This window comes from Streptosporangium sp. NPDC087985 (assembly GCF_044741965.1).
GTDB lineage: Bacteria > Actinomycetota > Actinomycetes > Streptosporangiales > Streptosporangiaceae > Streptosporangium.
This window is the reverse complement of record NZ_JBIUTQ010000021.1, coordinates 40,203-66,820: the sequence shown is the minus strand read 5'-3', so window position 1 is coordinate 66,820 and position 26,618 is coordinate 40,203. Positions and strand designations below refer to the sequence as shown.

21 protein-coding genes are annotated in these 26,618 nt (G+C 69.1%); 16 read left to right on the top strand and 5 right to left on the bottom strand.

Annotation, left to right across the window (positions count from 1 at the left end; all coding sequences use genetic code 11):
- Positions 1–117 precede the first annotated feature (117 nt).
- The 12 genes from ACIN94_RS27990 to ettA all read left to right on the top strand — a co-directional run bounded on the left by ACIN94_RS27990 (position 118) and on the right by ettA (position 17,000).
- Complete coding sequence (locus ACIN94_RS27990; RefSeq protein WP_400712174.1) at positions 118–1,638, top strand: sulfatase; 1,521 nt, start codon at positions 118–120, stop codon at positions 1,636–1,638.
- Between the two features lie 134 nt (positions 1,639–1,772).
- Positions 1,773–2,489 carry a (Fe-S)-binding protein gene (locus ACIN94_RS27985; protein ID WP_400712171.1) on the top strand — a complete coding sequence of 239 codons (717 nt, stop codon included), beginning with the start codon at positions 1,773–1,775 and terminating at the stop codon, positions 2,487–2,489.
- Positions 2,486–3,898, top strand: a complete 1,413-nt coding sequence (locus ACIN94_RS27980; protein WP_400712168.1) for a lactate utilization protein B — start codon at positions 2,486–2,488, stop codon at positions 3,896–3,898. Before ACIN94_RS27985 ends, ACIN94_RS27980 begins: the two co-directional genes overlap by 4 nt.
- A complete protein-coding gene (locus ACIN94_RS27975) occupies positions 3,895–4,605 on the top strand; it encodes a lactate utilization protein C (protein WP_400712165.1) in 711 nt (236 codons plus the stop codon). Before ACIN94_RS27980 ends, ACIN94_RS27975 begins: the two co-directional genes overlap by 4 nt.
- A gap of 158 nt (positions 4,606–4,763) precedes the next feature.
- Entirely contained in the window at positions 4,764–5,591 is an 828-nt protein-coding gene (locus ACIN94_RS27970; RefSeq protein ID WP_400712162.1) for a sirohydrochlorin chelatase, read from the top strand.
- A 41-nt stretch (positions 5,592–5,632) separates the two neighbouring features.
- Positions 5,633–6,766: a nicotinate-nucleotide--dimethylbenzimidazole phosphoribosyltransferase gene (locus ACIN94_RS27965; protein WP_400712159.1), complete on the top strand. Its 1,134-nt coding sequence runs from the start codon at positions 5,633–5,635 to the stop codon at positions 6,764–6,766.
- 152 nt (positions 6,767–6,918) lie between these two features.
- Positions 6,919–8,151: a uroporphyrinogen-III C-methyltransferase gene (gene cobA / locus ACIN94_RS27960; protein ID WP_400712156.1), complete on the top strand. Its 1,233-nt coding sequence runs from the start codon at positions 6,919–6,921 to the stop codon at positions 8,149–8,151.
- Entirely contained in the window at positions 8,148–11,063 is a 2,916-nt protein-coding gene (locus tag ACIN94_RS27955) for a dynamin family protein (protein WP_400712153.1), read from the top strand. Before cobA ends, ACIN94_RS27955 begins: the two co-directional genes overlap by 4 nt.
- 108 nt (positions 11,064–11,171) lie before the next feature.
- On the top strand, positions 11,172–12,815 hold the full coding sequence (locus ACIN94_RS27950) for a GTP-binding protein (RefSeq protein WP_400712150.1): 1,644 nt from the start codon (positions 11,172–11,174) through the stop codon (positions 12,813–12,815).
- Positions 12,816–12,951: 136 nt separating this feature from the next.
- Positions 12,952–13,650: a single-stranded DNA-binding protein gene (locus ACIN94_RS27945; protein ID WP_400712147.1), complete on the top strand. Its 699-nt coding sequence runs from the start codon at positions 12,952–12,954 to the stop codon at positions 13,648–13,650.
- Between the two features lie 360 nt (positions 13,651–14,010).
- The gene (locus ACIN94_RS27940) at positions 14,011–15,309 is read left to right on the top strand and encodes a GGDEF domain-containing protein (RefSeq protein ID WP_400712144.1); all 1,299 of its coding nucleotides are present in this window, start codon (positions 14,011–14,013) and stop codon (positions 15,307–15,309) included.
- A gap of 26 nt (positions 15,310–15,335) precedes the next feature.
- Positions 15,336–17,000 carry an energy-dependent translational throttle protein EttA gene (gene ettA, locus ACIN94_RS27935; RefSeq protein WP_400712141.1) on the top strand — a complete coding sequence of 555 codons (1,665 nt, stop codon included), beginning with the start codon at positions 15,336–15,338 and terminating at the stop codon, positions 16,998–17,000.
- A gap of 97 nt (positions 17,001–17,097) precedes the next feature.
- Here ettA and ACIN94_RS27930 read toward each other — a convergent pair whose 3' ends face one another.
- The 4 genes from ACIN94_RS27930 to ACIN94_RS27915 all read right to left on the bottom strand — a co-directional run bounded on the left by ACIN94_RS27930 (position 17,098) and on the right by ACIN94_RS27915 (position 20,642).
- The gene (locus tag ACIN94_RS27930) at positions 17,098–18,633 is read right to left on the bottom strand and encodes a glycoside hydrolase family 13 protein (RefSeq protein WP_400712138.1); all 1,536 of its coding nucleotides are present in this window, start codon (positions 18,631–18,633) and stop codon (positions 17,098–17,100) included.
- A 23-nt stretch (positions 18,634–18,656) separates the two neighbouring features.
- Positions 18,657–19,055 carry a globin gene (locus tag ACIN94_RS27925; protein WP_400712135.1) on the bottom strand — a complete coding sequence of 133 codons (399 nt, stop codon included), beginning with the start codon at positions 19,053–19,055 and terminating at the stop codon, positions 18,657–18,659.
- A gap of 20 nt (positions 19,056–19,075) precedes the next feature.
- On the bottom strand, positions 19,076–20,077 hold the full coding sequence (locus ACIN94_RS27920) for a mechanosensitive ion channel family protein (protein WP_400712132.1): 1,002 nt from the start codon (positions 20,075–20,077) through the stop codon (positions 19,076–19,078).
- A gap of 388 nt (positions 20,078–20,465) precedes the next feature.
- Positions 20,466–20,642, bottom strand: a complete 177-nt coding sequence (locus ACIN94_RS27915) for a hypothetical protein (RefSeq protein ID WP_400712129.1) — start codon at positions 20,640–20,642, stop codon at positions 20,466–20,468.
- A 447-nt stretch (positions 20,643–21,089) separates the two neighbouring features.
- Between ACIN94_RS27915 and ACIN94_RS27910 the strand changes: the two genes are divergently transcribed.
- Together ACIN94_RS27910 and ACIN94_RS27905 are read left to right on the top strand one after the other, a co-directional pair.
- On the top strand, positions 21,090–22,649 hold the full coding sequence (locus tag ACIN94_RS27910) for an XRE family transcriptional regulator (RefSeq protein ID WP_400712126.1): 1,560 nt from the start codon (positions 21,090–21,092) through the stop codon (positions 22,647–22,649).
- Positions 22,646–23,152, top strand: a complete 507-nt coding sequence (locus ACIN94_RS27905; protein WP_400712123.1) for a GNAT family N-acetyltransferase — start codon at positions 22,646–22,648, stop codon at positions 23,150–23,152. The genes ACIN94_RS27910 and ACIN94_RS27905 overlap by 4 nt, the downstream gene beginning before the upstream one ends.
- A 184-nt stretch (positions 23,153–23,336) precedes the next feature.
- Here the strand turns inward: ACIN94_RS27905 and ACIN94_RS27900 are convergent, their stop codons facing one another.
- Positions 23,337–23,816, bottom strand: a complete 480-nt coding sequence (locus ACIN94_RS27900) for an NUDIX hydrolase (RefSeq protein WP_400712120.1) — start codon at positions 23,814–23,816, stop codon at positions 23,337–23,339.
- Between the two features lie 167 nt (positions 23,817–23,983).
- Here ACIN94_RS27900 and ACIN94_RS27895 point away from each other — a divergent pair, with 167 nt between their 5' ends.
- Both ACIN94_RS27895 and purU read left to right on the top strand, forming a co-directional pair.
- Positions 23,984–25,561, top strand: a complete 1,578-nt coding sequence (locus ACIN94_RS27895) for an alkaline phosphatase family protein (RefSeq protein ID WP_400712117.1) — start codon at positions 23,984–23,986, stop codon at positions 25,559–25,561.
- A gap of 137 nt (positions 25,562–25,698) precedes the next feature.
- Entirely contained in the window at positions 25,699–26,553 is an 855-nt protein-coding gene (gene purU, locus ACIN94_RS27890; protein ID WP_400712114.1) for a formyltetrahydrofolate deformylase, read from the top strand.
- Positions 26,554–26,618 lie beyond the last annotated feature (65 nt).

The following is a 26,618-nucleotide window of genomic DNA, read 5'->3' as shown; positions in this document are numbered from 1 at the left end:
ACGCACACCTTACTTAGAACACGTTCTATATTGGCTGGCCGGGAGAGAGGTGTCGATATTCGATCTACTGGGAAACGAGCCCTTGTGCTCAATGCTGTCCGCAAGACCCTGTGTCTGATGTTGCTGTCCGTTTTCACGGCCTCCGGAGTTGCTCCCGCTGTTGCCCAGGTCACCGAACGACCGAACATCGTGTTCATTCTCGTTGACGACCTGGAAGCCGGGGATTTGCAGAAATTTCCGAATATATGGAGCCAGATCGTTCTTAAAGGCACCAGCTTCGAGCAGTTCTTCGTGTCGAACTCCTGGTGCTGTCCCTCACGTTCGTCGATCCTGCGCTCCCAGTACGTTCACAGCCACGGCGTGCTGACCAACACGGCCCCGGAAGGGGGATTCACCAAGTTTCACTACTCCGATCTGGAACGTTCCACCATCGGCACCTGGATGAAATCGGCCGGCTACCGCACCGGGTTGATGGGCAAATATCTGAATCACTATCCCGGGGGCGCCGCCGAACTCACATACGTGCCGCCCGGCTGGGACGATTGGGCCGTGCCGGTGCGCAGGCTCTACGAGGAGTACGGTTACACGCTCAACGAGAACGGGCTGCTGACTGAACACGGCTACACGTCGGAGGACTATCTGGAGGACGTCCTCAGCCAGAAGGCCGACGCGTTCGTCTCCCAGGGGAGCGCCGAGCCGTTCTTCCTGTACCTCGCCCCGATCTCCCCGCACAATCCGGCCAACTACGCGCCCCGGCACGCCGACGACTTCGCCGGCGCCACCGCTCCCCGGACACCGTCCTTCGACCAGCCGGACGTGAGGAACGAGCCCCGCTGGCTGAAGTCGCGGGAGAGGTTCACCCCCCAGACGGTCGAGAAGATCGACGAGCGCTACCGCCGCCGGCTCCGGGCCATGCTCGGCGTGGACGACATGGTCGGCTCCCTGATGGAGACCCTGAGAGCCGCGGGGAAACTGGAGAACACCTACATATTCTTCAGCTCCGATAACGGGTTCCACCTCGGCCAGCACCGCCTCGCCCAGGGCAAGACGACGCCGTTCGATGAGTCGATCAAGGTGCCCCTCGTGGTCCGCGGGCCGGGTGTCAGACCCCGTGGCGTCATCAGCGAGATGGGCGCCAACGTGGACCTCGCCCCGACCTTCGCCCAACTTGGCGGGGCCCAGCTCCCGAGCTTTGTCGAGGGCAGGTCCCTGCTCCCGCTCCTGCGTGGCCAGACGCCTTCCCCCTGGCGGCAGAACGTCCTGCTGGAGTTCTACCGCCCGACCAGTGAGAGGTCGGGCCGCCAGACGCCGGTCCCCGCCTACCAGGGCATGCGGACCTCCCAGAACACCTTCGTCCGCTACTCGACCGGTGAGTACCAGCTCTACGACCTCACCAGGGACCCGTCCCAGCTGCACAACCTCGCCGCCAAGGTCCCGCCCGCCGTGATCGCCCAGTTCGACCAGCAGCTCGACACCCTGGCGGCCTGTTCCGGCGCGACCTGTCGTTCAGCCGACTCCGTCCGGCCACCCCCGTTCGTCGCACCACCCCCGTTCATCGAGCCGCCACCATCCCTCCCCTTCCCCGGGCCCGGCTCGGTCTTCGGCCCGATCTCGGTCTCCGGCCTCCGGCCTCCCTGAGGTGACCGAGGTCCGTGAGGTGTCCGGGTAGGCGTGTGCCACGGGCAGGTCTGGACGGCGGAGCCGGAGCGGGTCGATCAGGGCCCCGGCGGCCAGACCATACTGGGGTCAGATCACAGAGCGGAAGGAACGCCGTGCGCGTCGCCCTTTTCATCACGTGTGTGAACGACACGCTGTTCCCCGGCACCGGCCGGGCGGTCGTGACGCTGCTGCGCCGCCTCGGATGCGACGTCGAGTTCCCCCGGGCGCAGACCTGCTGCGGTCAGATGCACGTCAACACCGGATATCCCGAGGAGGGGAAACGGCTGGCGCGGCGTTTCGTAGACGTCTTCGCCGGATACGACGCGGTCGTCGTGCCGTCGGGATCGTGCGCCGCGACGGTCCGCGAGCAGTATCCCCGGCTGGTGGAGGGCGGCCAGGCGGCCGCCCTGGTGCCGAAGGTCCACGACCTCTCCGAGTTCCTGGTCGACGTCCTCGGCGTCACCGACGTCGGCGCCTACTTCCCGCACCGGGTGACCTACCACCCGACCTGTCACTCTCTGCGCGGTCTCCGCCTGGGCGACCGCCCCACCCGACTGCTTGAGCAGGTCAGGGGCCTGGAGCTGGTCCCCCTCCCCGGAGCCGAGGAATGCTGCGGGTTCGGCGGCACCTTCGCGGTGAAGAACCCAGCCGTCTCCACCGCCATGTGCGGCGACAAGGTGGGCAACGTCACGGCCACCGGCGCCGAGGTGCTCTGCGCGGCGGACAACTCCTGCCTGATGCACATCGGCGGCATGCTCAGACGCCAGCGTGCCGGTGTCCGGATCATGCACCTCGCCGAGATCCTCGCCACCACGGAGGCCGGTCGATGAGCGGCAGCGCCACGTTCCTCGGCATGCCCGCGTTCCCCCGGAACGCCGCGGTGGCCGTACAGGACTCCCAGCTCAGGTTCAACCTGCGCAGAGCCACGCACACGATCCGCGGCAAGCGGGCCTCCGCGGTGGCCGAACTGCCCGACTGGGCGGAGCTCCGGGCCGCGGGCAAGGAGATCAAGGACCACACCCTGCGCCACCTGGACCGCTACCTGCTCCAGCTGGAGGAGGCGGTCACGGCGGCCGGCGGCCACGTCCACTGGGCGGCCGACGCCGGGGAGGCCAACCGGATCGTCGCCGACCTCGTCAGGGCGACCGGCGAGACCAACGTTGTCAAGGTCAAGTCGATGGCCACCCAGGAGATCGGCCTCAACGAGGCCCTCGCCGAGCAGGGCATCTCCGCCTACGAGACCGACCTGGCCGAGCTGATCGTGCAGCTCGGCGACGACTGGCCGTCGCACATCCTGGTTCCCGCGATCCATCGCAACCGCTCGGAGATCCGCGAGATCTTCCAGGAGAAGATGGCCTCCTTCGGCCGGGCGGCCCCCGAGGGACTGACCGACGAGCCCCGCGCCCTCGCCGAGGCCGCCCGGCTCCACCTGAGGGAGCGCTTCCTGTCCACCAAAGTCGCGATCTCCGGCGCGAACTTCATGATCGCTGAGACCGGCACGCTGGTCGTGCTGGAGTCGGAGGGCAACGGCCGGATGTGCCTGACCCTTCCGGAGACGCTGATCAGCGTGGTCGGCATCGAGAAGCTGCTGCCGACCTGGCAGGACCTGGAGGTCTTCCTCCAACTGCTGCCCAGGAGCTCCACCGGCGAGCGGATGAACCCCTACACCTCCACCTGGACCGGCGCGGTCGAGGGCCAGGAGTTCCACCTGGTCCTACTGGACAACGGACGCACCCGGGTCCTCGCCGACGAGGTCGGCCGCCAGGCACTGCGCTGCATCCGCTGCTCGGCCTGCCTGAACGTGTGCCCGGTCTACGAGCGTGTGGGCGGTCACGCCTACGGCTCCGTCTACCCCGGCCCGATCGGCGCGATCCTCACCCCGCAGCTACGCGGCATGGGCTCGGAGCTGGAGGACTCCCTGCCGTACGCGTCCACGCTCTGCGGCGCCTGTTTCGACGCCTGTCCGGTGGCGATCGACATCCCCGAGGTCCTGGTCCACCTGCGCGGCAAGGCCCGCCACCCGCGCGCCGAGCGCCTGGGCATGCGCGCCGCCGGCTGGGTGTTCAACCGCCCGGCACGGCTGGCCGGCGCCCAGCGCCTCGCCGGCCGCCTCCGCAGGTACGTCCCCCGGCGCCTGCCCGGCCCGCTGGCCGCCTGGACCGACACCCGCGACCTCCCCGACATCCCCGCCGAGTCCTTCCGCGACTGGTGGAGCCGTACCGGCGGAGGCGCCCGATGAGCGGCGGGGCAGAGCGAGGGACCCGGGCGAGCGCGACCACGGGAGGCAGGGAGCTGATCCTGTCCCGGATCCGCGCGGCCGTCGCCGGTGCGCCGGAAGTCGCGATCACCCGCGTCTACCGCACGTCGCCGGCTACGGACGAGGTGGTGGAACTGTTCGCCGAGCGCGTGGCCGACTACCGGGCCGTCGTCCACGTGGTGGACGCGGGCGAGGTGGCGGAGGTGATCGCGGCGGCGCTGGAACGCCGGGCGGCGACCCGTCTGGTCGTCCCCGACGGGCTGCCGGAGGAATGGGTGCGGGCCGTACGGTCGGCCGTCGGAGCGGGAGCCGTCGATCCCGGGCGCGGGGCACCTGAGACCGGAGCGGCCGCGATCATGCGGGACGAGCCTCCGCTGAGCGCGGCGGCGCTGGACACGGCCGACGGCGTGATCACGGGGTGCGCGCTGGGGATCGCCGAGACCGGCACGATCGTGCTGGACGCCGGCCCCGGCCAGGGGCGGCGGGCGCTGACCCTGGTGCCGGACTACCACCTGTGCGTGGTGCGGGCCGGCCAGCTCGTCTCGGGCGTGCCCGAGGCCGTGAGGAGGCTCGACCCGGCCAGGCCGCTGACCTGGATCAGCGGTCCCTCGGCGACCAGCGACATCGAGCTGAACCGGGTCGAGGGCGTGCATGGTCCCCGCACGCTGGAGGTCGTGGTCGCCCGCTGATCCTCAGCCCGGCCCCGCTCCACCGCCGGCCGGATCCGTCCGGCGGTGATCGGCCGGACTTTGCTGAACCGTTACCTGTCCATGCCACGGCGTTTTCGGATATCCTCGCGAGTCGCCGTTGCATCTTCCCAGGTCAAGGTCATTGGAGTCCCGTTTCGATGAAACCGCCGCTGCTGCTCATCGGGCAGGGCTCGCACGATGACAATGGATCTGCTGAATTCGGTAGATTCGTCCACCGGCTCCGCTGCCGCCTCGACCAGGTGGCGGCCGACGTGTCCGGGGGATACGTCTCCAAGGTCACGCCACGCCTCAGCGACTCGGTCGCCTCGCTGGTGGCACGCGGACACCACCGCATGGTGGCGCTGTCGCTGAGCCTCGCCGGGGAGACGCGGATCGACGCCGACGTCCTCGCCGCGATGGCCCGTGAACACGTGCGGCATCCCACGCTCGCCTGCGACTACGGCCGTCCCCTGGGCGCCGACCCCCGCGTCCTGGCGCTGCTCGCCGAGCGCCTTGCCGATGCCGCGGCCGAGGTCGCCAGCCTCCGCCTGGTCCCCGCGGCCGCCGCGCCGTTCGACGACGAACCCGAGCGCATCGAGGTCGGCGAGACCGCCGTGGTCCTGGTCGGCGACGGCTCCACCAGCCCCGACACCAACGCCGACGTCCACCGGGTCTCCCGCCTGTTCTGGGAGACCCACGCGCCCGAGTACATGACCGTGGAGACCGCCTTCGTCTCCCTCACCCCGCCCGGCGTGCCCGGCGGCATCGAGCGCTGCCGACGTCTCGGCGCCAAGCGCGTGATCGTCGTCCCCTATCTGCTGTTCGCCGGCGGCGCGCTGGATCGCGTCTGGGCCCAGGCCATGGCCTATGCCGCGGGCCACCCGGATCTGGACGTCCGCTGCGCCGACGTCATCGGCGACTGCGAGGGCCTGGCCGACGTGGTCGTCGAGCGCTACGAGGAGGCGCTCAGCGGGATCGCCTGGTGACCTTGCCGTGAGGTCCCCTTCCTGGGGGGACACTTGACGGTATGACCACCCTTGAACAGACCGTCGCCGCGATCCGGCCCGCGGATCCGGCGGCCCTCGCCGGGGCACGGGCCCACCAGCAGAGCCTGACCAAACCCCGAGGCGCCCTGGGCGTGCTGGAGGAGGTGGCCGTACGGCTGGCGGGAGCCGCGGCCGTCAGCCCGCCGCCGCTCCCGGCCCCCGCGGCTCTGGCGATCTTCGCTGCCGACCATGGCGTTCACGCTCAGGGTGTGACTCCGTGGCCGCAGGAGGTCACCGTGCAGATGGTCGGAAACTTCCTCGCGGGCGGCGCCGTGGCCAACGCCTTCGCAGCTCAGATCGGCGCCTCGGTGACCGTTGTCGACGTCGGCGTGGCCGCCGATCTGACCCCCGCGCCGGGCTTGACGATCAGCAAGGTCGCGTACGGCACGGCCGACCTGTCCCTCGGGCCGGCGATGACGGCCGACCAGGTGGTGGCGGCCCTGGAGGCCGGGATCGCGGTGGCCCGTGCGCTCGTGGACCAAGGTGCCCGCTGCCTGATCACCGGGGACATGGGCATCGCCAACACCACCGCTTCAGCCGCTCTGATCTGTGCGTTCACCGGCCGGGACGCGGCCGCCGTGACAGGCAGGGGCACCGGTGTCGACGACGAGACCCTGACCCGCAAGGTCGAGGTGGTCCGGCGTGCTCTACGGGTGAACGGCCTGGTGAGAGGGGCGGACGCCGCAGCGGAGGACGGCTCCGATGCGGCGGGGCCGGAGCGCGTGTCCGGGGCGGGCCGAGCGGTGTCGGCGCTGGAGATCCTGGCCGCGGTCGGCGGGCTGGAACACGCGGCGATCGCCGGATTCATCCTGGGAGCGGCGGCACTCAGGGTGCCGGTCATCCTCGACGGCGTCATCACAGGATCGGCCGCGCTGGCGGCGGCCGCGCTGGCCCCCGACGTGGTGGACCACTGCGTGGCCGGGCACCGTTCGGCCGAGCCCGGTCACGCCGTCGCGCTCGACCACCTTGGCCTGCGCCCCCTGGTCGAGCTGGAGCTCCGGCTCGGAGAGGGCACCGGCGGCCTGCTCGCTCATCCGCTCGTCTGCGCGGCGGTCAGGGTGATGCACGAGGTGGCGACCTTCGATTCCGCCGGGGTCACCGACAAGGGAGCATGATCTACGAAAGGCCTGACTCCGCGAGGTGAATTTTGGTCAGCCTCTTCTTTACCCTGTTAACGCGGTGGCCACAGACATCAGGCCATTAGCCGGTAGGTTTACCTCTTAACGCGTCGTGCTTCACGATTAATCGCAGACGGGAGATCTGTCATATGTCGCCCTATCTGCTCGGGTTGCGCCTTTCCGGGCGGCGGGTGCTCGTCGTGGGTGGAGGGCGCGTCGCACAGCGGCGGGTCCCGGCCCTGCTTGAGTCAGGTGCCCTGGTCACCGTCGTCTCGCCGAGCGTCACGCACGCCCTTGACGATCTCATCGCGACCGGCCGGGTGACCTGGGAGGCCAGGCCGTACCAGGTCGGTGACGTGGACGGGGCCTGGCTGGTCCAGGCCTGCACCGACGACCGCGCGGTGAACACCGCGGTGGCCGCCGAGGCCGAGGCCAAGCGGATCTGGTGTGTGCGTGCGGACGACCGGGACGCGTCGGCGGCCTGGACCCCCGCCAGCGGGCGCGTGGACGAGATCAGCGTTGCGGTCACCGCCGGCGGTGACCCCCGCCGGGCGGCCGGGATCAGGGACGCCGTCGTGGGGGCGCTCCGCGACGGCACGGTCGATGCCCGGCGTAACCGCACCAAGCCGGTCGGCGTCGCCCTGGTCGGTGGCGGCCCCGGTGATCCCGGCCTGATCACTGTCCGCGGGCGGCAGCTGCTCGCCCAGGCCGACGTGGTCATCGCCGACCGCCTCGCGCCCCAGGCCCTGCTCGACGAACTCTCCCCGGATGTCGAGCTGATCGACGCCGCGAAGATTCCCTACGGCCGCTACATGGCCCAGGAGAAGATCAACGAACTGCTGATCGAGCATGCGAAGAAGGGCAGGTTCGTGGTCCGCCTCAAAGGAGGCGACCCGTTCGTCTTCGGCCGGGGCGGTGAGGAGATGCTCGCCTGCGCCCGTGAGGGCATCCCGGTGATCGTCGTCCCTGGGATCACCAGCCCGGTCGCGGTGCCCGCCGCGGCAAATGTGCCCGTGACCCACCGCGGCGTGAGCCAGGAGTTCCACGTGATCTCCGTACATGTCCCGCCCGGTGATGCCAGATCCACCGTCGACTGGCCGAATCTGGCGAGATCCAGCGGAACCCTGGTGCTCATGATGGCCGTCGAACGGATCGGAACGATTGCCGAAACACTCATCCATGATGGACGTTCGCCAGAAACTCCCGTAATGGTGGTACAGGACGGTACTCTTCCCACCCAACGTGCTCTTTACGCCACGCTCTCCACTGTGGCGGAGCGCGTGACCGCGGCTGGGATTCGGCCACCTGCGATCGTGATCGTTGGCGATGTCGTGAAGGTCGGCCAGGAGGTCGAGATGGTTCGAGCGGAGCGGGTACCGTGAAGTCGGCTGCCAACAAGCCCACCCATCCGAGCGAGCGCGACCACCGCCTCGCCGGCCCCTCTCAGGAGTCACCCGGCGGCACCTCGCCGGGCGATGCCGAGTTCCCCGTCGAACAGACGGTCACCTTCAGGGCCATCCGCCCGGACGACGACGCGGCCTCCGCCTCCCACCCACAGGCCGCCGGTAGGGGGGATACCCCGGCCCCGGACGACCCCCTCGCCGCCTTCCGCGCGGCGGCTGCCGCCGCGGAGGCGACCATCGCGTCGCTGACCGGCGATGCGGCCGCCCCCCCTCGGGGCGATGAGCGGTCCACTCCGCCGCGGGGGAGCGGTGCCGCCGCCCCCTCGTCTCAGGGGAGCACGGCCGCCTCTCCCGGCGCCGGTGGTACCTCCCGTTGGGCGGGCGGTACGGCGGCCACGTCGCAGGAGGACGCGTTCGCCGCCTTCCGCGCGGCGGCTGCCGCCGCGGAGGCGACCATCGCGTCGCTGACCGGTGGCGAGGACTCCTCTCCTCCGACCGGTCGTAAGAACGCCTCCTCCGGGGACGGCGACGGTGCCGCTCCCTTTCAGCGGCCTCCGGGGGCCGGTGAGGAGTCTGTCGCGTCCCAGGGTGGTGGCGTTCCCGCCCGTGAGCGGGACGATGCCGCCGGCCCGTCCGAGGAGGACGCGTTCGCCGCCTTCCGCGCGGCGGCCGCCGCCGCGGAGGCGACCATCGCGTCGCTGACCGGCCCTGCCGCCACCTCCCGTGAAGAGGACGCCGCCGCCGGCTCCTCCCCGGTCGGTGGTACGGCCGCCGCCTCGTCACCCGGTGGCGCCTTCACCGCTTTCCAGGCGGACGCAGACGGTCCCCTCCCCCGGCCGGAGAGGGGCGAGCGGGCAGCCGGCCCACCCGGTGGAGTCCCCACCGGCCCGTCCCCGGACGGTGCCTCCCCCACATCCCGTGCCGGTCGTGACGCTCCGCTCCTCCGCGTGGACAGGGAAGAAGAACCCGGGGCGGACTTCGCCGGAGCCGGAGCCGCACTCGGAGCCGGAGTGAACGCGGGTCTGGGCGGTGACGTTCTCGGCGACGACGTGACCGGGTCCGGCGGCGTCGACATCGACGACGTGACCGGGTCCGGCGGCGTCGACATCGACGACGTGACCAGGTCCGGTGACCTCGACATCGACGGAGACGACGCTTACGCGGGCGAGGAAGCCGAGTGGACGCGGCATGACCGGGTGCGGGAGGCGCCACTGCCGGATGCCGTCTCCGAGGCCCTGACCAGTGCGCTCACCATCCTCCGCGCCAGTGTCACCGATCTCCGCTTCGGCCTGGACCTCCCCGGAGCCGAGGAGGCCAGACGGACCCAGAGTGAGATCCTGACCCAGCTCGACGACTACGTGCTCCCGCGGGTCCGCACCAGCACCGCGCCGGCGCTCGTCGTCGTCGCGGGGTCCACCGGGGCGGGCAAGTCCACGCTTCTCAACACCCTGGCCAACGCCAAGGTCAGCGCCACCGGCGTGCGCCGCCCGACCACCGGCACCCCGGTCCTCGCCTGCCACCCCGACGACTATGAGTGGTTCGCCGAGGGGGACACGCTCGGCAGCCTGCGGCGGCAGGACGCCCCCGATCCCAAGGCGACTCCCGGCAGCCTCGTGCTCGTCTCCACCGAACGTCTCCCTCCAGGTGTGGCCCTGCTCGACACCCCCGACATCGACTCGGTCGTCGAGGAGCACCACGAGATCGCCCACCGGATGCTCGACACGGCCGATCTGTGGATCTTCGTCACCACCGCCGCCCGCTACGCCGACGCTCCCGCCTGGCGTCTTCTCCGCCTGGCCAAGGAGCGCGGGGTCCGGTTGGTCATCGTGCTCTCCCGGGTGGCACCCAAGTCCCGGGAGGTGGTCACCAAGCACTTCTTCAGGATGCTCACCGAGTACGGCCTCGGTGATGTCGCCCGCTTCGTCATCGATGAGAGCAAGGTCACCGACGGCATGCTCCCCGACCACGAGGTCACCGAGCTCCGGCTGTGGCTGACCGAGCTGTCGGTCGACGACCAGCGCCGGGCGCAGGCCGTACGCGCCACCCTGTCCGGAGTGCTGGACAGCTTCCGTACCCGGATCCCGGCCCTGGCCCGGCAGCTGGAGGCTCAGGTGGTCTTCAGGAGCGAGCTCCGCGGCGACGTGGACGCCGCCTACGCTGGCGCGCTGGCCGAGATCGAGGAGGCGACCGGGAACGGCTCGCTGCTACGGGGTGAGGTGCTCGCCCGGTGGCAGGACTTCGCCGGCTCCGGTGACCTCATGCGGACTCTGCACCTGCGTAAGCCTGGCCGGTTCGCGGGGAAGGCGGGCCATCAGGCCCCCGAGCGGCTCAGCGCGCTGAAGGCCGCCCTCCGGGCCGCGGTGGAGTCCGTCATCATCTCGGCGGCGCAGCGGGCCGCCGAGGAGGTCGTCTCACGCTGGCTGCACCGTTCCGGCGCCGGGGAGACCCTGGCCGCCGCGCCGGGCCTCGGCCATGCCTCCGACGAGCTCCTGCGCAGGACCGGCCGGACCGTCGCGGCCTGGCAGGAGCACATCATCGAGTTGATCCGCACCGAGGGCGTCACCAAGCGGGCGGTCGCCAGGCTGGTGTCGTTCGACGTCGAGTCCCTGTCGCTGATCTTCGCGATCGGGCTTCTCGGTGACGGCTCCGCCGAGACCGAGGGCGTCGTCACCGGTGCGCTGCCGAAGCGGTTGGTGCACGCGCTTCTCGGCGCCGAGTCGCTGCGCACCATCGGCGCCAAGGCCCGCAGCGATCTGCGTGCCCGGATCAGCATGCTGTTCGATGATGAGATGTCGCGTTACGTCCAGGTTCTCGACGGCGCGGGTATCCCTGACGAGTCCGCCGCCACCCGCCTCCACCAGGCGACGTACACGCTTGAGGTCGCCCGATGAGAAGCGGATCCGACGTGGCGAGCACGGTGTTCGCCGGGTGTGCCCCCGGCACCGCGGCCGGTGAGGGACGAGCGGTCCGTGCAGTGAAAGAGGAACGGTAAGCGAGCGATGACCACTGTTGGCACCATCCAGACACGCCAAGGTCTCGGCAGCCGCCTCGCCGCGCTGGCACGGATCGTGGAACTGGGGCCGGGCAGAGTCGAGCCCAAGCTCCTGGCCGAGTCAGGACAGCTGCTGCTCCGTGCCGGTGACAGGCTCAAGCTCTCCTCCGACCACACCGTGGTCGCGCTCGCCGGCGGCACCGGAAGCGGCAAGTCGACCCTGTTCAACTCGGTCTCCGGGCTGGAGCTGTCGCCGACCGGGGTCCGCCGCCCCACCACGGCGCGCACGCACGCCTGCGTCTGGGGCCTGGACGGGGCGGGTCCGCTGCTCGACTGGCTGCAGATCCAATGGCGGCACCGCTTCGCCAGAGCCAGTGCTCTGGACCGGGGAGAGAGCCAGCTCCACGGGCTGATCCTGCTCGACCTGCCCGACCACGACTCCATCCGGGCGCTCACCGACACCGAGGCCGACCGGCTGATCCAGGTCGCCGACCTGGTCGTGTGGGTGCTTGACCCGCAGAAGTACGCCGACGCCTCCACGCACCGCCGCTACGTGACCGAGCTGGCCGGGCAGGACGCGGTGACCATCTTCGTGCTCAACCAGGCGGACCGGCTGGAGCCGGAGGAACTGCTCGAATGCGTCGCGGACCTGGAGGACCTGCTCCGCCGCGAGGGCGTCGAGAAGCCCATCATCGTCACCACCTCCGCGATCACGGGCAAGGGGGTGGACGGCCTCAAGGCCGTCCTCGCCGAGACCGTGGTCAGGCGCAGAGCGGCCGTACAGCGCCTGGAGGCGGACCTCGACCGGCTCACGCTCCGTCTGGCGAAGACCATGCCCGCGGACGGCGCCCCTGTCCCCTCCGCCTCGATCGACGACGCCCGCCGGATCGGTCTCACCGACGCGCTCTGCGACGCGGTCGGTGTGCCGGCGGTCGGTGAGGCGATGGAGAACGTGTACGGCGTGCGATCCATGGAGTGGGTCGGCTGGCCGTACACCCGCTGGGCCGCCAAGCTCCGGCCCGACCCGCTCAACAGCCTGCGTCTGGGCGACCTCCGGGACGAGATCCGAGGCTTCACCGGAGGCTCTGTCAGCGCGCAGCCGGCCGAGGTGGACAACGCGGTACAGGCCTTCACCGACGGGCTGACCTCCGGCATGCACGAGGCCTGGCGCAACGGGATCAAGGAAGCCGCCCGTTCTCGCTCGCTCCAGCTGCCCCAGGTGCTCTCCGAGGAGCTGTCGGAGGTCGCGCCGCGCCTGGACCGGGTCCCCGGCTGGTGGCGGTTGCTCCTCGTCTGGCAGTACCTGCTGGTCCTGCTGTCCGTCGCGGGGCTCGCCTGGTTCGGTACGGCTCTCGTCTACGGCGGGTTCGGCGCGGGGACGCTGCCGGAGGGTCTGACGGTGTTCGGTGAGGCGTCCTCGCTGCCATGGGTCGGGTTGATGGTGCTGTCGGTCCTCGGGCTGGGCCTGCTCACCGCTGTGGCCAGCCGTAACTTCGTCGCGCTGGGTGCGGGAAACGAGCGTGACCGGCTCGAACGGGAGATGCGTCGCAGGGTCGCCGGGGCCGCCGCGACCATGGTCATTGAGCCGGTGGAGCGCGAACTGGCCAGATACAACGAGTTCTCCTCCGCCGTGCGGGGCGTGCGGGGTTAGGCCCTGCCGTCCACAGCTCCGCGGCACCCGCGTGAGGTAATCCACAGAGTGCGGTTCGGTGGCCCGTGCCGGAGACGGCGCGGGCCATCGTGTCTTCCACGCCACGGGCAGTCCGCCCGCTCTCAAAGGAGACACGATGAACGACATCCACGTCACGCTGACCGGCAACGTCGCGGCTCCGCCGCGCCAGCACACCTTCCCCGACGGGTCGCGGGTGACCTCGATCAAGGTCGCCTCCACGAGCCGTTACTTCGACAGGGAGAACCAGCAGTGGCGCAACGGCGAGACGACCTACTTCGGAGTCCGCTGCTTCCGCGGGCTCGCTGACAACGTGGCCCAGTCGGTCCACGTGGGCCAGCCGATCGTTGTCCAGGGCCGCCTGCGGATCCGCGAGTTCACCCATGAGGGGGAGCGTCGCTTCATGCCCGAGGTGGAGGCCAACTCGCTCGGACATGACCTGCGCTGGGGTCTGGGAAGCTTCAGCAAATCGCAGCGAGGGGGCGCGGTCCCGTCACTGGGCCGCAAGGAGCGGACCGAGCTTGACCGCGAGACCCACGACTGGGCCATGGGCGGCGCGGCCCCCGCCGGAGCGAGCGGTTCCGGTGTCCTGAGCCCGGTGAGAGCCGGGACGGGCGACGAGGAGACGGCCGAGGTGGGGAGCGACCCGGCGCACAGGGGCATCACCGGGAACGGAGCCAACACAGAAGATCACGGCGTGTCCGACGGGGAGATGGACGCGGAACAGGAGAAGATGATCGGCGGGAAGGCGACGATGAGAGACGGAGAGTCCGGGGACGAGACGCCGTGGCCGGTGGAGGCGCCCCTGGCGGCCTGAGAAGGCCGCCGATGGCAGGGCGCCGGGTACGGGCCGTGCGGCTCCCCTGAGAAGTCCGAAAAGGAGCGGGGAGGGGGCACCGGCCGAGCGCGGTCGGTGCCCCGCAGAGAAGGCGGTGACGCCGAGAAAACAGGCCGATGGTCGTCCTACCCGTGTCAGATGTCCGAAGCACCTGTCAGGTCCAGGTCACGCCCCGCAGCATGGCTGCTCCTTCCCTCACGGTCCGCTCGCGGAGTGAGCGATTCCCAGTCGTGAGCCCCCTGATGAGGAGACCCCTCCGCCAAAGGTAGCGGTTACCGTCGCGCGCCGCACACTCCGCAACTATCGTGTTACACATCGTTAGTCGGAGAAGGGGGCGACATGGCGGCACCCATTCACACCTCGGCCCAACCACGCAGCGGTGTGACCGTCTTGGTTGATCGGTGGCCCTTGCTTGGGCAGCGTCGTGCACTGGTCGTCTACCTTTGCGGGATTGTGGCGCTGGATCTGGTTGCGATCGGTCTTTTCGCCTTATCGACTGATTTCCGCTGGCATGACCTGCTGACCTTCACCGCACTGATGGCATGCGGCGCCGTCTGCATCGAGGCGACCCGCAGGCTGGGCATGCCCGCCGGTGTCTCCCGTGACCTGCTCTCCGCCTGGTGGCTGCCCGCCGCGCTGCTCCTGCCTCCCATCTACGCGCTTCTCGCCCCCATCCCGCTCCAGATCCTCCTGCAGAAACGGGTGCGGGAGACGGTCCTCCACCGGAGGGTGTTCAGCTCGGCCGCGATCGGGCTGGCCGGATGCGCGGCGTCGGTGCTGTTCCACGCGGTCCCCGGCGATCTGGCCGCCCTGACCGCGGGTGACGGCGGGACGATCGTCATCGCCGTCGGCTCCGCCGTCCTGTTCACCGTGCTCAACACCGCGTTGATCGCCGTCGCCGCACATACCGCCGCCCCCGACAGCCGCTGGCGGGAGGTGTGGTGGAACCGGGAGAGCCTGCTGCTTGACGTGGTCGAGCTCTGCCTCGGAGTCATCGTCGCCATCACCTGCGTGCTGAATCCGGTCCTGCTGGTGCTGGCGCTGCCACCGGTGGTCCTGCTCCAGCGCAGTCTGCTCCACGCCCAGCTCCAGGCGGCGGCCCGCACCGACTCCAAGACCGGTCTGCTCAATGCCGCGGCCTGGCAGCGTGAGGCGGACACCGAGATCGTCAGGGCGCGCCGCACCGGCGAGACGCTGGCCCTGCTCATCGTTGACATCGACCACTTCAAGCGGGTCAACGACACCTACGGTCACCTGATCGGAGACCAGGTCCTGGTCGGGGTGGCCGCCACGATCCGCAGCCAGCTCCGTGACTACGACGTGGTGGGCCGGTTCGGCGGGGAGGAGTTCGTCGTCCTGCTGCCCCGGGCCGACGTGACCGAGGCCCGCAGGGTCGCCGAGCGGCTACGGTCCCGTATCGGGCGGATGGCGGTTCCGGCCGACGACAACCTGATCACTGTGACCATCTCGGTCGGAGTCGCGGTCATGAGCATGCACGGCGACGACCTGATCGAGCTACTCGCCGCGGCGGACCTGGCCCTTTACCGGGCCAAGGAGCTCGGCCGCGACCGGATCTGCCTGCCGGCCACCGTTGTTCCCCCGGCCCGCCGGCCCGGTTCCGAGGCCGCCCCTAGCTAAGCCCGACAGGCCCTAAGCTAGACGGTATGCCGGAGTACATCTACACATTGCAGCGCGTGCGCAAGGCGCACGGCGACAAGGTCGTCCTCGACGACGTGACGCTGTCGTTCCTGCCGGGTGCCAAGATCGGTGTCCTGGGCCCCAATGGCACCGGAAAGTCGACGCTGCTGAAGATGATGGCGGGTCTGGAGCAGCCGTCCAACGGCGACGCCCGGCTCATGCCCGGCTTCACCGTCGGCATGCTTCAGCAGGAGCCCCCGCTCAACGAATCCAAGACCGTGCTCGGCAACGTCGAAGAGGGCGTCGCCGAGACCAAGGCCATGCTCGATCGGTTCAACGAGATCGCCGAACTGATGGCCACCGACTACAGCGACGACCTGCTCAACGAGATGGGCAAGCTGCAGGACGCGCTGGACCACCGCAACGGGTGGGATCTCGACAGCCAGCTTGAGCAGGCGATGGACGCGCTCCGCTGCCCGCCGCCGGATGCCGAGGTCACCCAGCTCTCCGGTGGTGAGCGGCGTCGGGTCGCGCTGTGCAAGCTGCTGCTTGAGCAGCCCGATCTCCTCCTGCTCGACGAGCCCACCAACCACCTGGACGCCGAGAGTGTCCAGTGGCTGGAGTCGCACCTGGAGAAATACCCCGGCACCGTCCTGGCCGTCACCCACGACCGTTACTTCCTGGACAACGTCGCCAACTGGATCCTGGAGCTCGACCGCGGCCGTTGCCACCCCTACGAGGGCAACTACTCCACCTACCTGGAGGCCAAGGCGGCGCGGCTCAAGCTTGAAGGTCAGAAGGACGCCAAGCGCAAGAAGCGCCTGGAGGAGGAGCTGGAGTGGGTCCGCTCCAACGCCCGCGCCCGCCAGACCAAGAGCCGGGCCCGTCTCCAGCGCTACGAGGAGATGGCCGCCGAGGCCGACAAGCACCGCAAGCTCGACTTCGAGGAGATCCAGATCCCGCCGGGCCCGCGCCTGGGTACCACGGTCATCCGTGCGGAGAAGCTCACCAAGGGCTTCGAGGACCGCGTCCTCATGGACAGCCTCTCGTTCGACCTGCCGCGTAACGGCATCGTCGGCGTCATCGGCCCCAACGGCGTCGGCAAGACCACGATGTTCCGGATGATCACCGGCAGTGAGACGCCGGACAACGGTGAGATCGTCGTCGGTGACACCGTCAAGATCTCCTACGCCGACCAGAGCCGCGGCGGCATCGACCCGGCCAAGAACGTCTGGGAGGTCGTCTCCGACGGCCTCGACTACATCAAGGTCGGCCAGGTCGAGATGCCGTCCCGCGCCTACATCGCCGCGTTCGGGTTCAAGGGTCCGGACCAGCAGAAGAAGTCGGGCATCCTGTCCGGCGGCGAGCGCAACCGGCTCAACCTGGCGCTGACCCTCAAGCAGGGCGGCAACGTGCTGCTGCTCGACGAGCCCACCAACGACCTCGACACCGAGACACTCTCCAGCCTGGAGAACGCGCTGCTGGACTTCCCGGGCTGCGCGGTCATCACCTCGCACGACCGGTGGTTCCTCGACCGCATCGCCACCCACATCCTCGCGTGGGAGGAAGGCTCGAACTGGTTCTGGTTCGAGGGCAACTTCGCCGACTACGAGAAGAACAAGATCGAGCGGCTGGGTGCCGACGCGGCCCGTCCGCACCGCGTCACCTACCGCAAGCTCACCCGCGACTGACGCACGCCCTGCGGCGAGTGGTCGCCCGCTGACCTGTCCCCTGCGGGGACGTCGGATCAGCGGACGGCCGCTCGCTGTGCGTGTCCGGGGAGCGGCCTTACCGGGTGTGAAGCCAGGCGGTTGTGTCCGGAGGGAGCCGGTAGCCGTCCATGGGGGCACTGCCGAGCAGGATCCGGTCGTGCGGCGGCAGCTGTACCGCGTCCGAACCGCAGTTGAGGACGCAGGTCAGCGGTCCGCGGTTGAAGAAGATCGTGCCCTCGGGGGAGTCGATCCAGGTGATCCCGTCGGCGAGCGAGTCGCGCAGCTCCCGGCGGGCGCGCAGGGCCTCCTGGTAGAAGCTCAGCGTCGATCCCGGGTCGCTCGCCTGGTGTTCGGCGGTCAGCGCGGCCCACTCGACCGGCTGGGGTAGCCAGGGCCGGGCGCCGTTGGGCGAGAAACCGTAGGGCGCGGCGATCCCCGACCACGGAATGGGGACCCGGCAGCCGTCCCGGCCGGGCAGACTCCCTGCGGAGCGCGCGAAGATGGGGTCCTGACGCGACTCCGGGGGAAGGTCCGTCACCTCGGGAAGGCCGAGTTCCTCCCCCTGGTAGAGGTACGCCGATCCCGGCAGGGCGAGCATGGCCAGCAGGGCCGCCCGGGCACGGGAGAGGCCCATGGCGGAGTTGACCAGGCCCTCGCCGTACCGGGTGACATGGCGGACCACGTCGTGATTGGAGAGCACCCAGGTGGGAGCGGTCACGGCGGCCAGGGTGTCATCGATGACCTTCCGGAACGCCGCCGCCGTCCAGGGCGCCTCCAGCCACGCGAAGTTGAAGCTCTGGTGCAGTTCGTCGGGGCGGACGTAGCGGGCGAGGTCCTCGGCGGAGTCGGTCCACACCTCGCCGATGGCCATCCGCTCGTCCGGGTAGGAGTCGAGCATCTTGCGCCATTCCCGGTAGACCTCGTGCACCTCCGGCCGCCCCCAGATCGGAGACTCGGCCTTGAACGCCTGATCCTCCGGAGGAGTGTCGGGCAGGCCCTCGGCCTTGTAGAGGCCCATCGCCACGTCGATCCTGAACCCGTCCACCCCCCGGTCCAGCCAGAACTTCAGCACGTCGAGGAACTCGTCGCGCACCTCGGGATTACGCCAGTTGAAGTCGGGCTGCTCGGAAGCGAACAGGTGCAGATACCACTGTCCGTCGGCCGTCCTGGTCCAGGCGGGGCCGCTGAAGGTGGACTGCCAGTTGTTGGGCGGCAGGTCTCCGCCGTCGCGGAAGAGGTAGCGGTCGCGCCTCTCGCCCCGCAGTGCCGCCCTGAACCACTCGTGCTCGGAGGAGCTGTGGTTGGGCACGATGTCCACGATCACCCGCAGCCCGTGGCTGTGGGCGTCGGCGACGAGTGCGTCGAAGTCGGTCAATGTGCCGAACAGCGGATCGACGTCGCGGTAGTCGGCCACGTCGTAGCCGCCGTCGGCCATGGGGGAGCGGTAGAAAGGGGTCAGCCAGATCGCGTCCACGCCCAGTTCGGCGAGGTAGGGAAGGCGTTGCCGGATGCCGGCCAGATCGCCGACGCCGTCTCCTGAGGCGTCGGCGAAGCTGCGAACATAGATCTCGTAGACGACGGCATTACGCCACCAGGGGATTTCCATGTGCATGGATTGCCCCCGCTTGGTGGGGTTTATGCGTCAGGTGCGTTGACCATGCTGTGCGCCGCGTAGACGAGGTAGTCCCACAGGCGCTTCTCCAGGTCGTCGGGGAGCTCCAGCGAGATCACCGCGTCGTGCATGTGCCTCAGCCAGGCGTCGCGCTCGGCCGTGCCGATGACGAAGGGGTTGTGTCGCATCCGCAGGCGCGGGTGCCCGCGTTGCGCGCTGTAGGTGTTCGGGCCACCCCAGTACTGGATCAGGAAGAGACGGAACCGTTCCTCCGCCCCGGCGAGGTCCTCCTCGGGGTAGAGCGGTCGCAGCAGCGGGTCATCCGCGACACCTTCGTAGAAACGGTGGACGAGACGCTGGAAGGCGACCTCGCCACCGACAGCGTCATAGAAGGACTGGGATTCCTCGGGGATAGCGGACACGTCTCCAAGCCTAAGCGACGTCAGCCGGCGATCGGGATCGAAGCCTGATCAAGGGCGGACTTGATCCGGACGCGCAGCTCGCGGGCGACTTCGGCCTGCCGGGCGGGGATCGTCTTGGCGCTGATCCGGAAGACGATGGCCGTGTTGGAGATCTGCTCGATCCCCCAGACCTGGGGCTCCTCCACCATGACGCTGTCGCGATAGGTGTCCTCGTTCCACATGTCCTCGACCACGTTCTTGAGCAGGTCGCGGACCGCGGGGATGTCGGAGGCGTAGGCCACGGGGACGTCCACGGTGGCCCGGGACCAGCCCTGGGACTCGTTGCCGACGCGGCTGATGGTGCCGTTGCGGACGTACCAGACCCGGCCGTCGCTGTCGCGCAGGCGGGTGATACGCAGGGTGACCGCCTCGACGGTGCCGACCGCGGTGCCCACGTCGATCACGTCACCCACGCCGTACTGATCCTCCAGAAGCATGAACATTCCGGCGATGAAGTCCTTCACCAGCTCCTGGGCGCCGAAGCCGATGGCCACGCCGACGATGCCGACGCTGGTCAGCAGGGGGGCGATGGGGACGGAGAGCCGCTCCAGGACTGTCAGGGCCGCCGTGCCGAGAATGACGATCGAGGCGACGGGCCGCAGCACCGAGCCGATGGTCTCCGCGCGTTGCCTGCGCCGTTCGGCGGCAACCGCGTCGAGCCCCTCCAGCGTCACCGTCTGCTTGCCGCGCAGCCGTCCGGCGATCGAGCCTCCGCTGGAGGAGGAGGCGCGCCGCACCACCCGGGTGATCATCCTGTTGGCCACGTTGCGCAGCACCAGGGCGATGAGCACGACGAGCACGATGGCGAGCGCGCCGGCGACCACGGGTGCCCAGGCGGCGGGCAGGAAGGACTGCACGAGGCCGCATAGTACTCCACCCCCGTTCTCGCATCCCTTGAACAAGCTCGCGCCCTTGTTGATGAGGTCCTCGACTGCGGGACTGTCGGTGGGGGTGGGGGCAGGTGCGGGGGCGAGCAAGAACACGGAGTGGATCCCTCTCGGATCGGGTCGGCCGGCAGATGGGTAAGTCACGTTGCCTACTCATATTGCCGACCGAACCGGCCGTCGTCACATCACGCCGGGGAAGACGGGGACATCCGGACCCGGGCCGCGGGGGTGGATTCGGATGCTCCGGTGACGGACGGCTCGGACGGGGCACGCACCCGGAAGCCTGTCCCGTGCCGTTTCCGAGGGGGATCCCTCCGATCACCGTCCGGACGGGTCCGGACGGTGGCCTGTGTTGACCTGTTGCGGAGTCGGCGGGGTGCCCAGCGTCCGAGGACGCTCCGCACCGGACACCCCGCCGATCCGTTGAGCCGCAGCGAGTGCGGTGTGCCCGGAGGGCTGTGACCCCCTCCGGGCCACCGCTACCTCACTCCCCCACCGCGGCGAGTACGCGTGCGACCTTGGTCGCGGCACCGGCAGGGTCTTCGGCCGTGTGCATCCGCTCTCCCCAGGACCACCAGTAGTACCAGTCGCGGTGGCTGGGTGTGGTCTGCGCTCGGCAGGTGACGTTCTCCGCCAGGCTGGTCGCATTCGGATTTATCACGCGCACGAAGGCGCGGCCAGACTGAGTCCGCACCACTCGGGCGTGCAGCCCATGAGAGTCAAGTTCCGACACCAGTTGCTCCAGGTGCCCGAAGTCGTCTTCCCCCACCTCGTCCCTCCTCTTAGTCGCCTGTCCCGCGCCGAATCACGTTCGCTTGGATTACGTGAATCAGTGTGGTTGGCCAAAGATGACTCACCCTGGCCCGGTGGGTCAACGGAGGGAAAAACAAGATCAGGGTATGCCTTCCCCCAAGTGGGTTGAAAGAAACAGTCCGGTGGTGGACGATCCTTAGCCGATAGCACTATTCATGCGTTCCGGATAATCCAAAGTTGGTCCATCATTGCCGGTAGGCACAGTGCGACATCTAGGTCACACTGAGTCAGCGGGACAGGACCGGTCAGGGACAGTGTGCCAGCCAGCCCAGCTGGCCACGAGAGAGGGGCCGGTATGTCCGGCAGGCAGCACAGGGAGACGGAGTTAGCGCGGCAGATCCGGGCCAGAGGCCTGGCTGCGGGGCGTGGCTCGGCTCAGATCGCCGAGGAGATCTACGACAAGTGCGGTCCACAGTTCGGGACCACGCGCATCAAGGGTCACCGCCTTGCGCACGGTGTCGCTCTCGCCGACGTGATCGAACAGATAAGGGCGTTGTTCGAGCGCGACGGCAAAGCGGCACCCGGTATCGGGGAGACGCTCCTGTCCGCTTACGAGAGCGGGTTGAAGAGACCGGGTCCCGAATACCTCCACTACCTGTGTACCGCCTACCGGGTCGAGCCCGACTCCCTCGGATACGACGGGCCATGCATCTGCGGTCACGGCCACAGGATGCCCGGTGTCGTCCGAGGCGATCTCCAGGATGAAAGACCTGACACTTCCCCTGGTTCACGCGGACTGTTGGCCCGGCAGATCAGCGGCGACCCCTCTGAGGACAGGGGTGAGGAGGACGAGAACGTGCTACGGAGGACGCTTTTGCAGTTCCTGGCCGGTACCGGCATCGCGCTGGACGGACAGGTGCTCGGATCTGTGGAGAACATCCGCAGAAGGATGGACGAGACCCTGGTGTCGGCCACGGTTTCCCCCGCGATGCTCGACCAGTGGGAGGAAGCCACCATCGGCTTTGGCCGGCAGTACATGAACACGCCACCCCTGCGGCTGCTGTGCGACGTGTTGCTGGAGTTCAGCGCCGTGCGCAAGGCCATGGAACGACGCCAGCCGGTGGACCTGCAGGAACGGTTGTGCCGCATGGCGGCCCAGCTCGCCGGCCTCAGTGGCATGATCATGGTGAACCTCGGTGACCACAGGATGGCCAGGTCCTTCTTCAGAACCGGCCGGACGGCCGCCGACGACACCGGTGACCGCGCGCTCCGGGCCTGGGTCATCGCCAGGGAGGCCCTCGTCCCGCTCTACTACGGAGATCCGCGGGAGGCGCTCAACCTCGCCAGGAAGAGCCGTGACCTGGCCGGCCAGACGCCGTGCGCGGCCCAGGCCATGGCCCCGGTCGTCGAGGCCCGCGCGCTGGCGATGCTTTCGACTTCGGGCAAGAAGGAAGTGGTCGACCAGGCCAAGCGGGCGCTGTCCCGGGCCAGGGCGGCGTTCTCCCAGATGACCGCGGCCGAACAGGATGACTCGACCTTCGGCTACACCGAGCGCCAGCTCTACTTCCACCAGGGTGACGCGCTGGTGAAGCTGGGACAGGCGATGGAGGCCGACCTCATCCTGGAGCAGGCCCTCACCAAATACGGCCCGTCGGACTGGCTCGACCCGACCTTCATCAAGTTCGACCGGGCAACGTGCAAGCTCCTGGAGGGCGATCTCGATGAGGCGCTGTCCATAGCCAAGGTCACGCTCGCCGGTCTGGGCGACGGCTGCCGGCCCGACATCCTCATGCAGCGCGCCCACGAGGTGGCCAAGGCGGTGGAGGCCAAGGACCCCAACCATCCCGAGCTCAAGGCCTACCTGGAGGCGCTGCGCGCCGTACCGGTGGCGGATCCGTCCGGGATCGATCTATGAGGATACGGCGCTATCGCTGGTCGGACCTGGAGTCCGTCTGGGCGCTGCATCAGATCTGCCTCGCCCAGGTCGGCCTCGCTCCGGGAGACGGCGTCTACTACGAGGACGACTTCCCGCGGATCAACGAGATCTACATCGCCGACCGGGGGGATTTCCTCGTCGGGGAGATTTCCGGTGGGCGTGTCGTCGCGATGGGCGGTCTCCGCCACGTCGACGACCAGACCGCCGAGATGTGCCGTATGCGGGTCCATCCGGAGTTCCAGCGGCGGGGGCTCGGCGCTCAGATGATCGGTGCGCTGGAGGCGCGGGCGATCGAGCTGGGTTATGTGCGGCTCTGCGGGGACACCACGCTGAACCAACCGGCCGCGATCGAGCTCTACCGCAAGTACGGCTGGCGTGAGATCAGTAGGGAAGAGCGCGGTGGGTGTGTCGTGCTTTATGGAGAAAAAGATCTCGTTGCAGTTATGTCCCACCATGCTCGATTTGAGTTGACTCAAGACTGATTTATCGTTAGATATTGCAATCTAGTGAAATGTCGGAGTATTTATTCTTCGTACCTGTAGCCATTTCCCCGTGGGGGTACGATGAAGAAGATCATTGTTCATAAACCCGGCACCACCAGGCTGAGGGGTGCCTCCAGCGTCATCCACAAGGGATGAGGAGGCATCTCCGGCTGACCGGGCGTGGTCAACCCAGCCGGCTGATCCGGGAGACGACCTCCACCAGGTCCGGCGGCTCCAGCCGGCCGGGGAGCCCGGCCATCTCCGCCGGGGAGAACCAGCCGGACCCCAGCCAGGTGTCGTTCTCCTCGGCGGTGAACGCGGCGGGGACCACCTCGGGAGCATCGTCGAACCTGGCCAGGTAGAACCGTTCGGTCTTCACGTAGTGGGTGCCGAGCCAGTCGGACTCCCGGCGCACCGGCACCCACCGGTTCAGCACAGCCTCACCCGGCAGACCGGTCTCCTCGGCCAGCTCCCGCCGCGCGGCCTCGAAGGGTGTCTCACCCGGGTCGATCCCCCCACCCGGCGGTTCCCACAGGGTCGTGCCACTGACCGTGTCGTGCCAGTGCATCAGCAGCACCCGGCCGTCGCCGTCCACGCAGACCACCCGTGCCGCTGCCCGGTTGCTCGGCTGAGAGCCGCCCGCGCTCGCCTGAGAGTCGCTCATAGGCCCCGGACGCTATCACCATCTATCGGTCCAACGCGTCCATAACAACTGCCGAAAAGCCAGATGACCTGCGAAGACGTCCTCATCCTGGCAACCTTTACGCGGTCAACCGTGCCGGAGGTCCTCGCGCAGAGCCGGAGTGCTCCGGCCAGTGAGGAAGGACGTTCATGCGCTTACGCAACGCGGTGGTGGCGACGGCGGTCGCGGTCACGATCCTGATCCCGGCGACGACCGCCCTGGCCGGACCCGGCACTCCCACGCCCGCCATCCCCGAGAAGGCCCCGAACACCGCGGCCGTCCAGGCCGATCCCGTCCCGATGCCGGCCGTCCCGGACGGCATCAGCACCAGCAAGGTCCTGGTGATCGGGCTGGACGGTCTGCGCCACGACCGCATCGCCGCGGCCGACGCGCCGAACCTCAACGCGCTGATGGCCCGCGGCACCTTCGGCACCAGCCTGCTCTACACCGCCCCGATGGCCGTCACCTCCAGCGGCCCCGGCTGGTCCACCATCGCCACCGGTGTATGGCCGGACAAGCACAAGGTCAGGAACAACACCTTCGCGGGGAAGCGCTACGACCTCTACCCCGACTTCCTCACCAGGCTGGAGAAGGTCAACCCGGCCTACTCCACCTACGCCGCCATGGACTGGCCATCCCTCGGCGACCAGGGCACCTTCGGCACCGGCATCGACGCGCGGATCGTCCTCAACGGCGATTCCGCCGGATATCCCGCCGAGGACGCGCGGGTCGTCGCGGTCTCCGAGAAGGTGCTGCGGGACCGTAATCCGGATGTCGCCTTCGTCTACCTGGGCAACGTCGACGTCACCGGACACGGAAGCGGTGCCGCCAGCCAGGCCTACCTGAACGCGATCGCGACCGTCGACACCTACGTCGGCCGCCTCCTCGCCGCGGTCCGGAACCGCTTCACCTACCCCAGCGAGCGATGGACCGTGATCGTCGCCACCGACCACGGCCACACCGACGCCGGCGGCCACGGCGGCTCCACCATCGAGGAGCGCCGCACCTTCGTGCTTGCCGCCGGTCCCGGCATCGCCGCCGGGGCCACCCCCTCCGACACCCGCCCGGTGGATGTGGCCGCCACGGTCTTCGGGCAGCTGGGCCTTCCGTGTCCGGCGGATCTGGACGGCAGGTCCATCGCGGTGCGCTCCGCCGACCCGTTCGACCGCCTCCCCCTCGGCGGGCGGGTCCACGAGACCGGCATCCCGGCCGACGTCATGGGGTTCACCCACACCGCGCCCCCCGGTTGGTCGGTGGACAACAGGGGGATGCCCTCCGGCGGTGTCGAGGAGTGGCGCGGCTGGTCGTTCACGACGGACGAGTTCTGGTCGCGAGCCCAGCGGGACCAGTGGCGTGAGCTGTTCGTCCGCAGCCGCGGCGTGTTCGCCGTGGCCGACTCCGACGAGTGGGACGACCGCTCCCACGGCGCCGGCACCTTCAACTCCACCCTTGCCAGCGCGCCCTTTCCCGTCGGGGGCCGGCACTCGGTGAGGATCGGCTACGTCACCCACTACCGGCAGAGCGGTGACCAGAAGGCCCAGGTCCTGGTCTCCTTCGACCGTGGACGCCCCAGGACCGTCAAGGCCTACACCGCCGACGCCATCTCCAAGGTCGAGTCCATCCCCGTCACCGTCCCGGCGGGCGCCACCCGGATGACCGTCCGTTTCCGCTACTCCAACGCCGACAACAACTGGTACTGGGCCATCGACGACCTCCGTGTCTCCTGACCGGCCGCGTCCGGGCCCTACCCGGGCAGAGTCAGGCGGCGCGCTGTTACCCTGCCCAGATCAGCTTGTAGGTACCGTACGATCCGACCTTGCCAAAAAGGGGAAGGCATGAATGAGCGAGTGATCGGGGAGGCCCGTTGAGCTCCGTCGCCCAGTATGTGTTGACGCTGTCCTGCCCGGACCGGCCCGGCGTGGTGGCCGCGGTCTCCGGTCTCCTGGCCACGCAGGGTTGCAACATCGTCGAGAGCCAGCAGTTCGGAGACCCCGTCGCCGAGCGGTTCTTCATGCGGGTGCAGTTCTCCTCCCCGATCTCCGAGGCCGAACTCCGCGTGGCCTTCGCCGCGCTCGCCCCCGACTTCGGCATGGAAGTCAAGCTGAGGGACGTGGCCGTCAAGCCGCGCGTGCTGGTGATGGTCAGCAAGTTCGGCCACTGCCTCAACGACCTGCTCTACCGGATGCGCTCCGGCCTGCTCGACATCGAGATCGTCGCGGTGGCCTCCAACCACCCTGACATGCGTCCGCTGACCCAGTCGTACGGCATCGACTACCACCACCTGCCGGTCACCGCCGAGACCAAGCCGCGGCAGGAGGCGGAGGTCCTCGCCCTGGTCGAGCACTACCAGGCCGATCTGGTGGTGCTCGCGCGCTACATGCAGGTGCTGTCGGAGGATCTCTGCGTCAAGCTGGCCGGCAATGTGATCAACATTCACCACTCGTTCCTGCCGTCGTTCAAGGGGGCCAAGCCGTACCACCAGGCCCACTCCCGCGGGGTGAAGCTGATCGGCGCGACCGCTCACTACGTGACCGCCGACCTCGACGAGGGCCCGATCATCGAGCAGGAGGTCGCCCGGGTCAACCACACCCACTCCGCCGAGGATCTGGCCGCCATCGGCCGTGACGTCGAGTGCCAGGCGCTGGCTCGCGCCGTACGGTGGCACACCGAGCAGCGCGTCCTCCTCGATGGTCACAAGACCATCGTCTTCCCGCGCTGATCACACGTGTTGGCCGGGTCCGGCGGACGCGCTCCCGGGGGCCGGAGACCCCGGGAGCGCGCTCC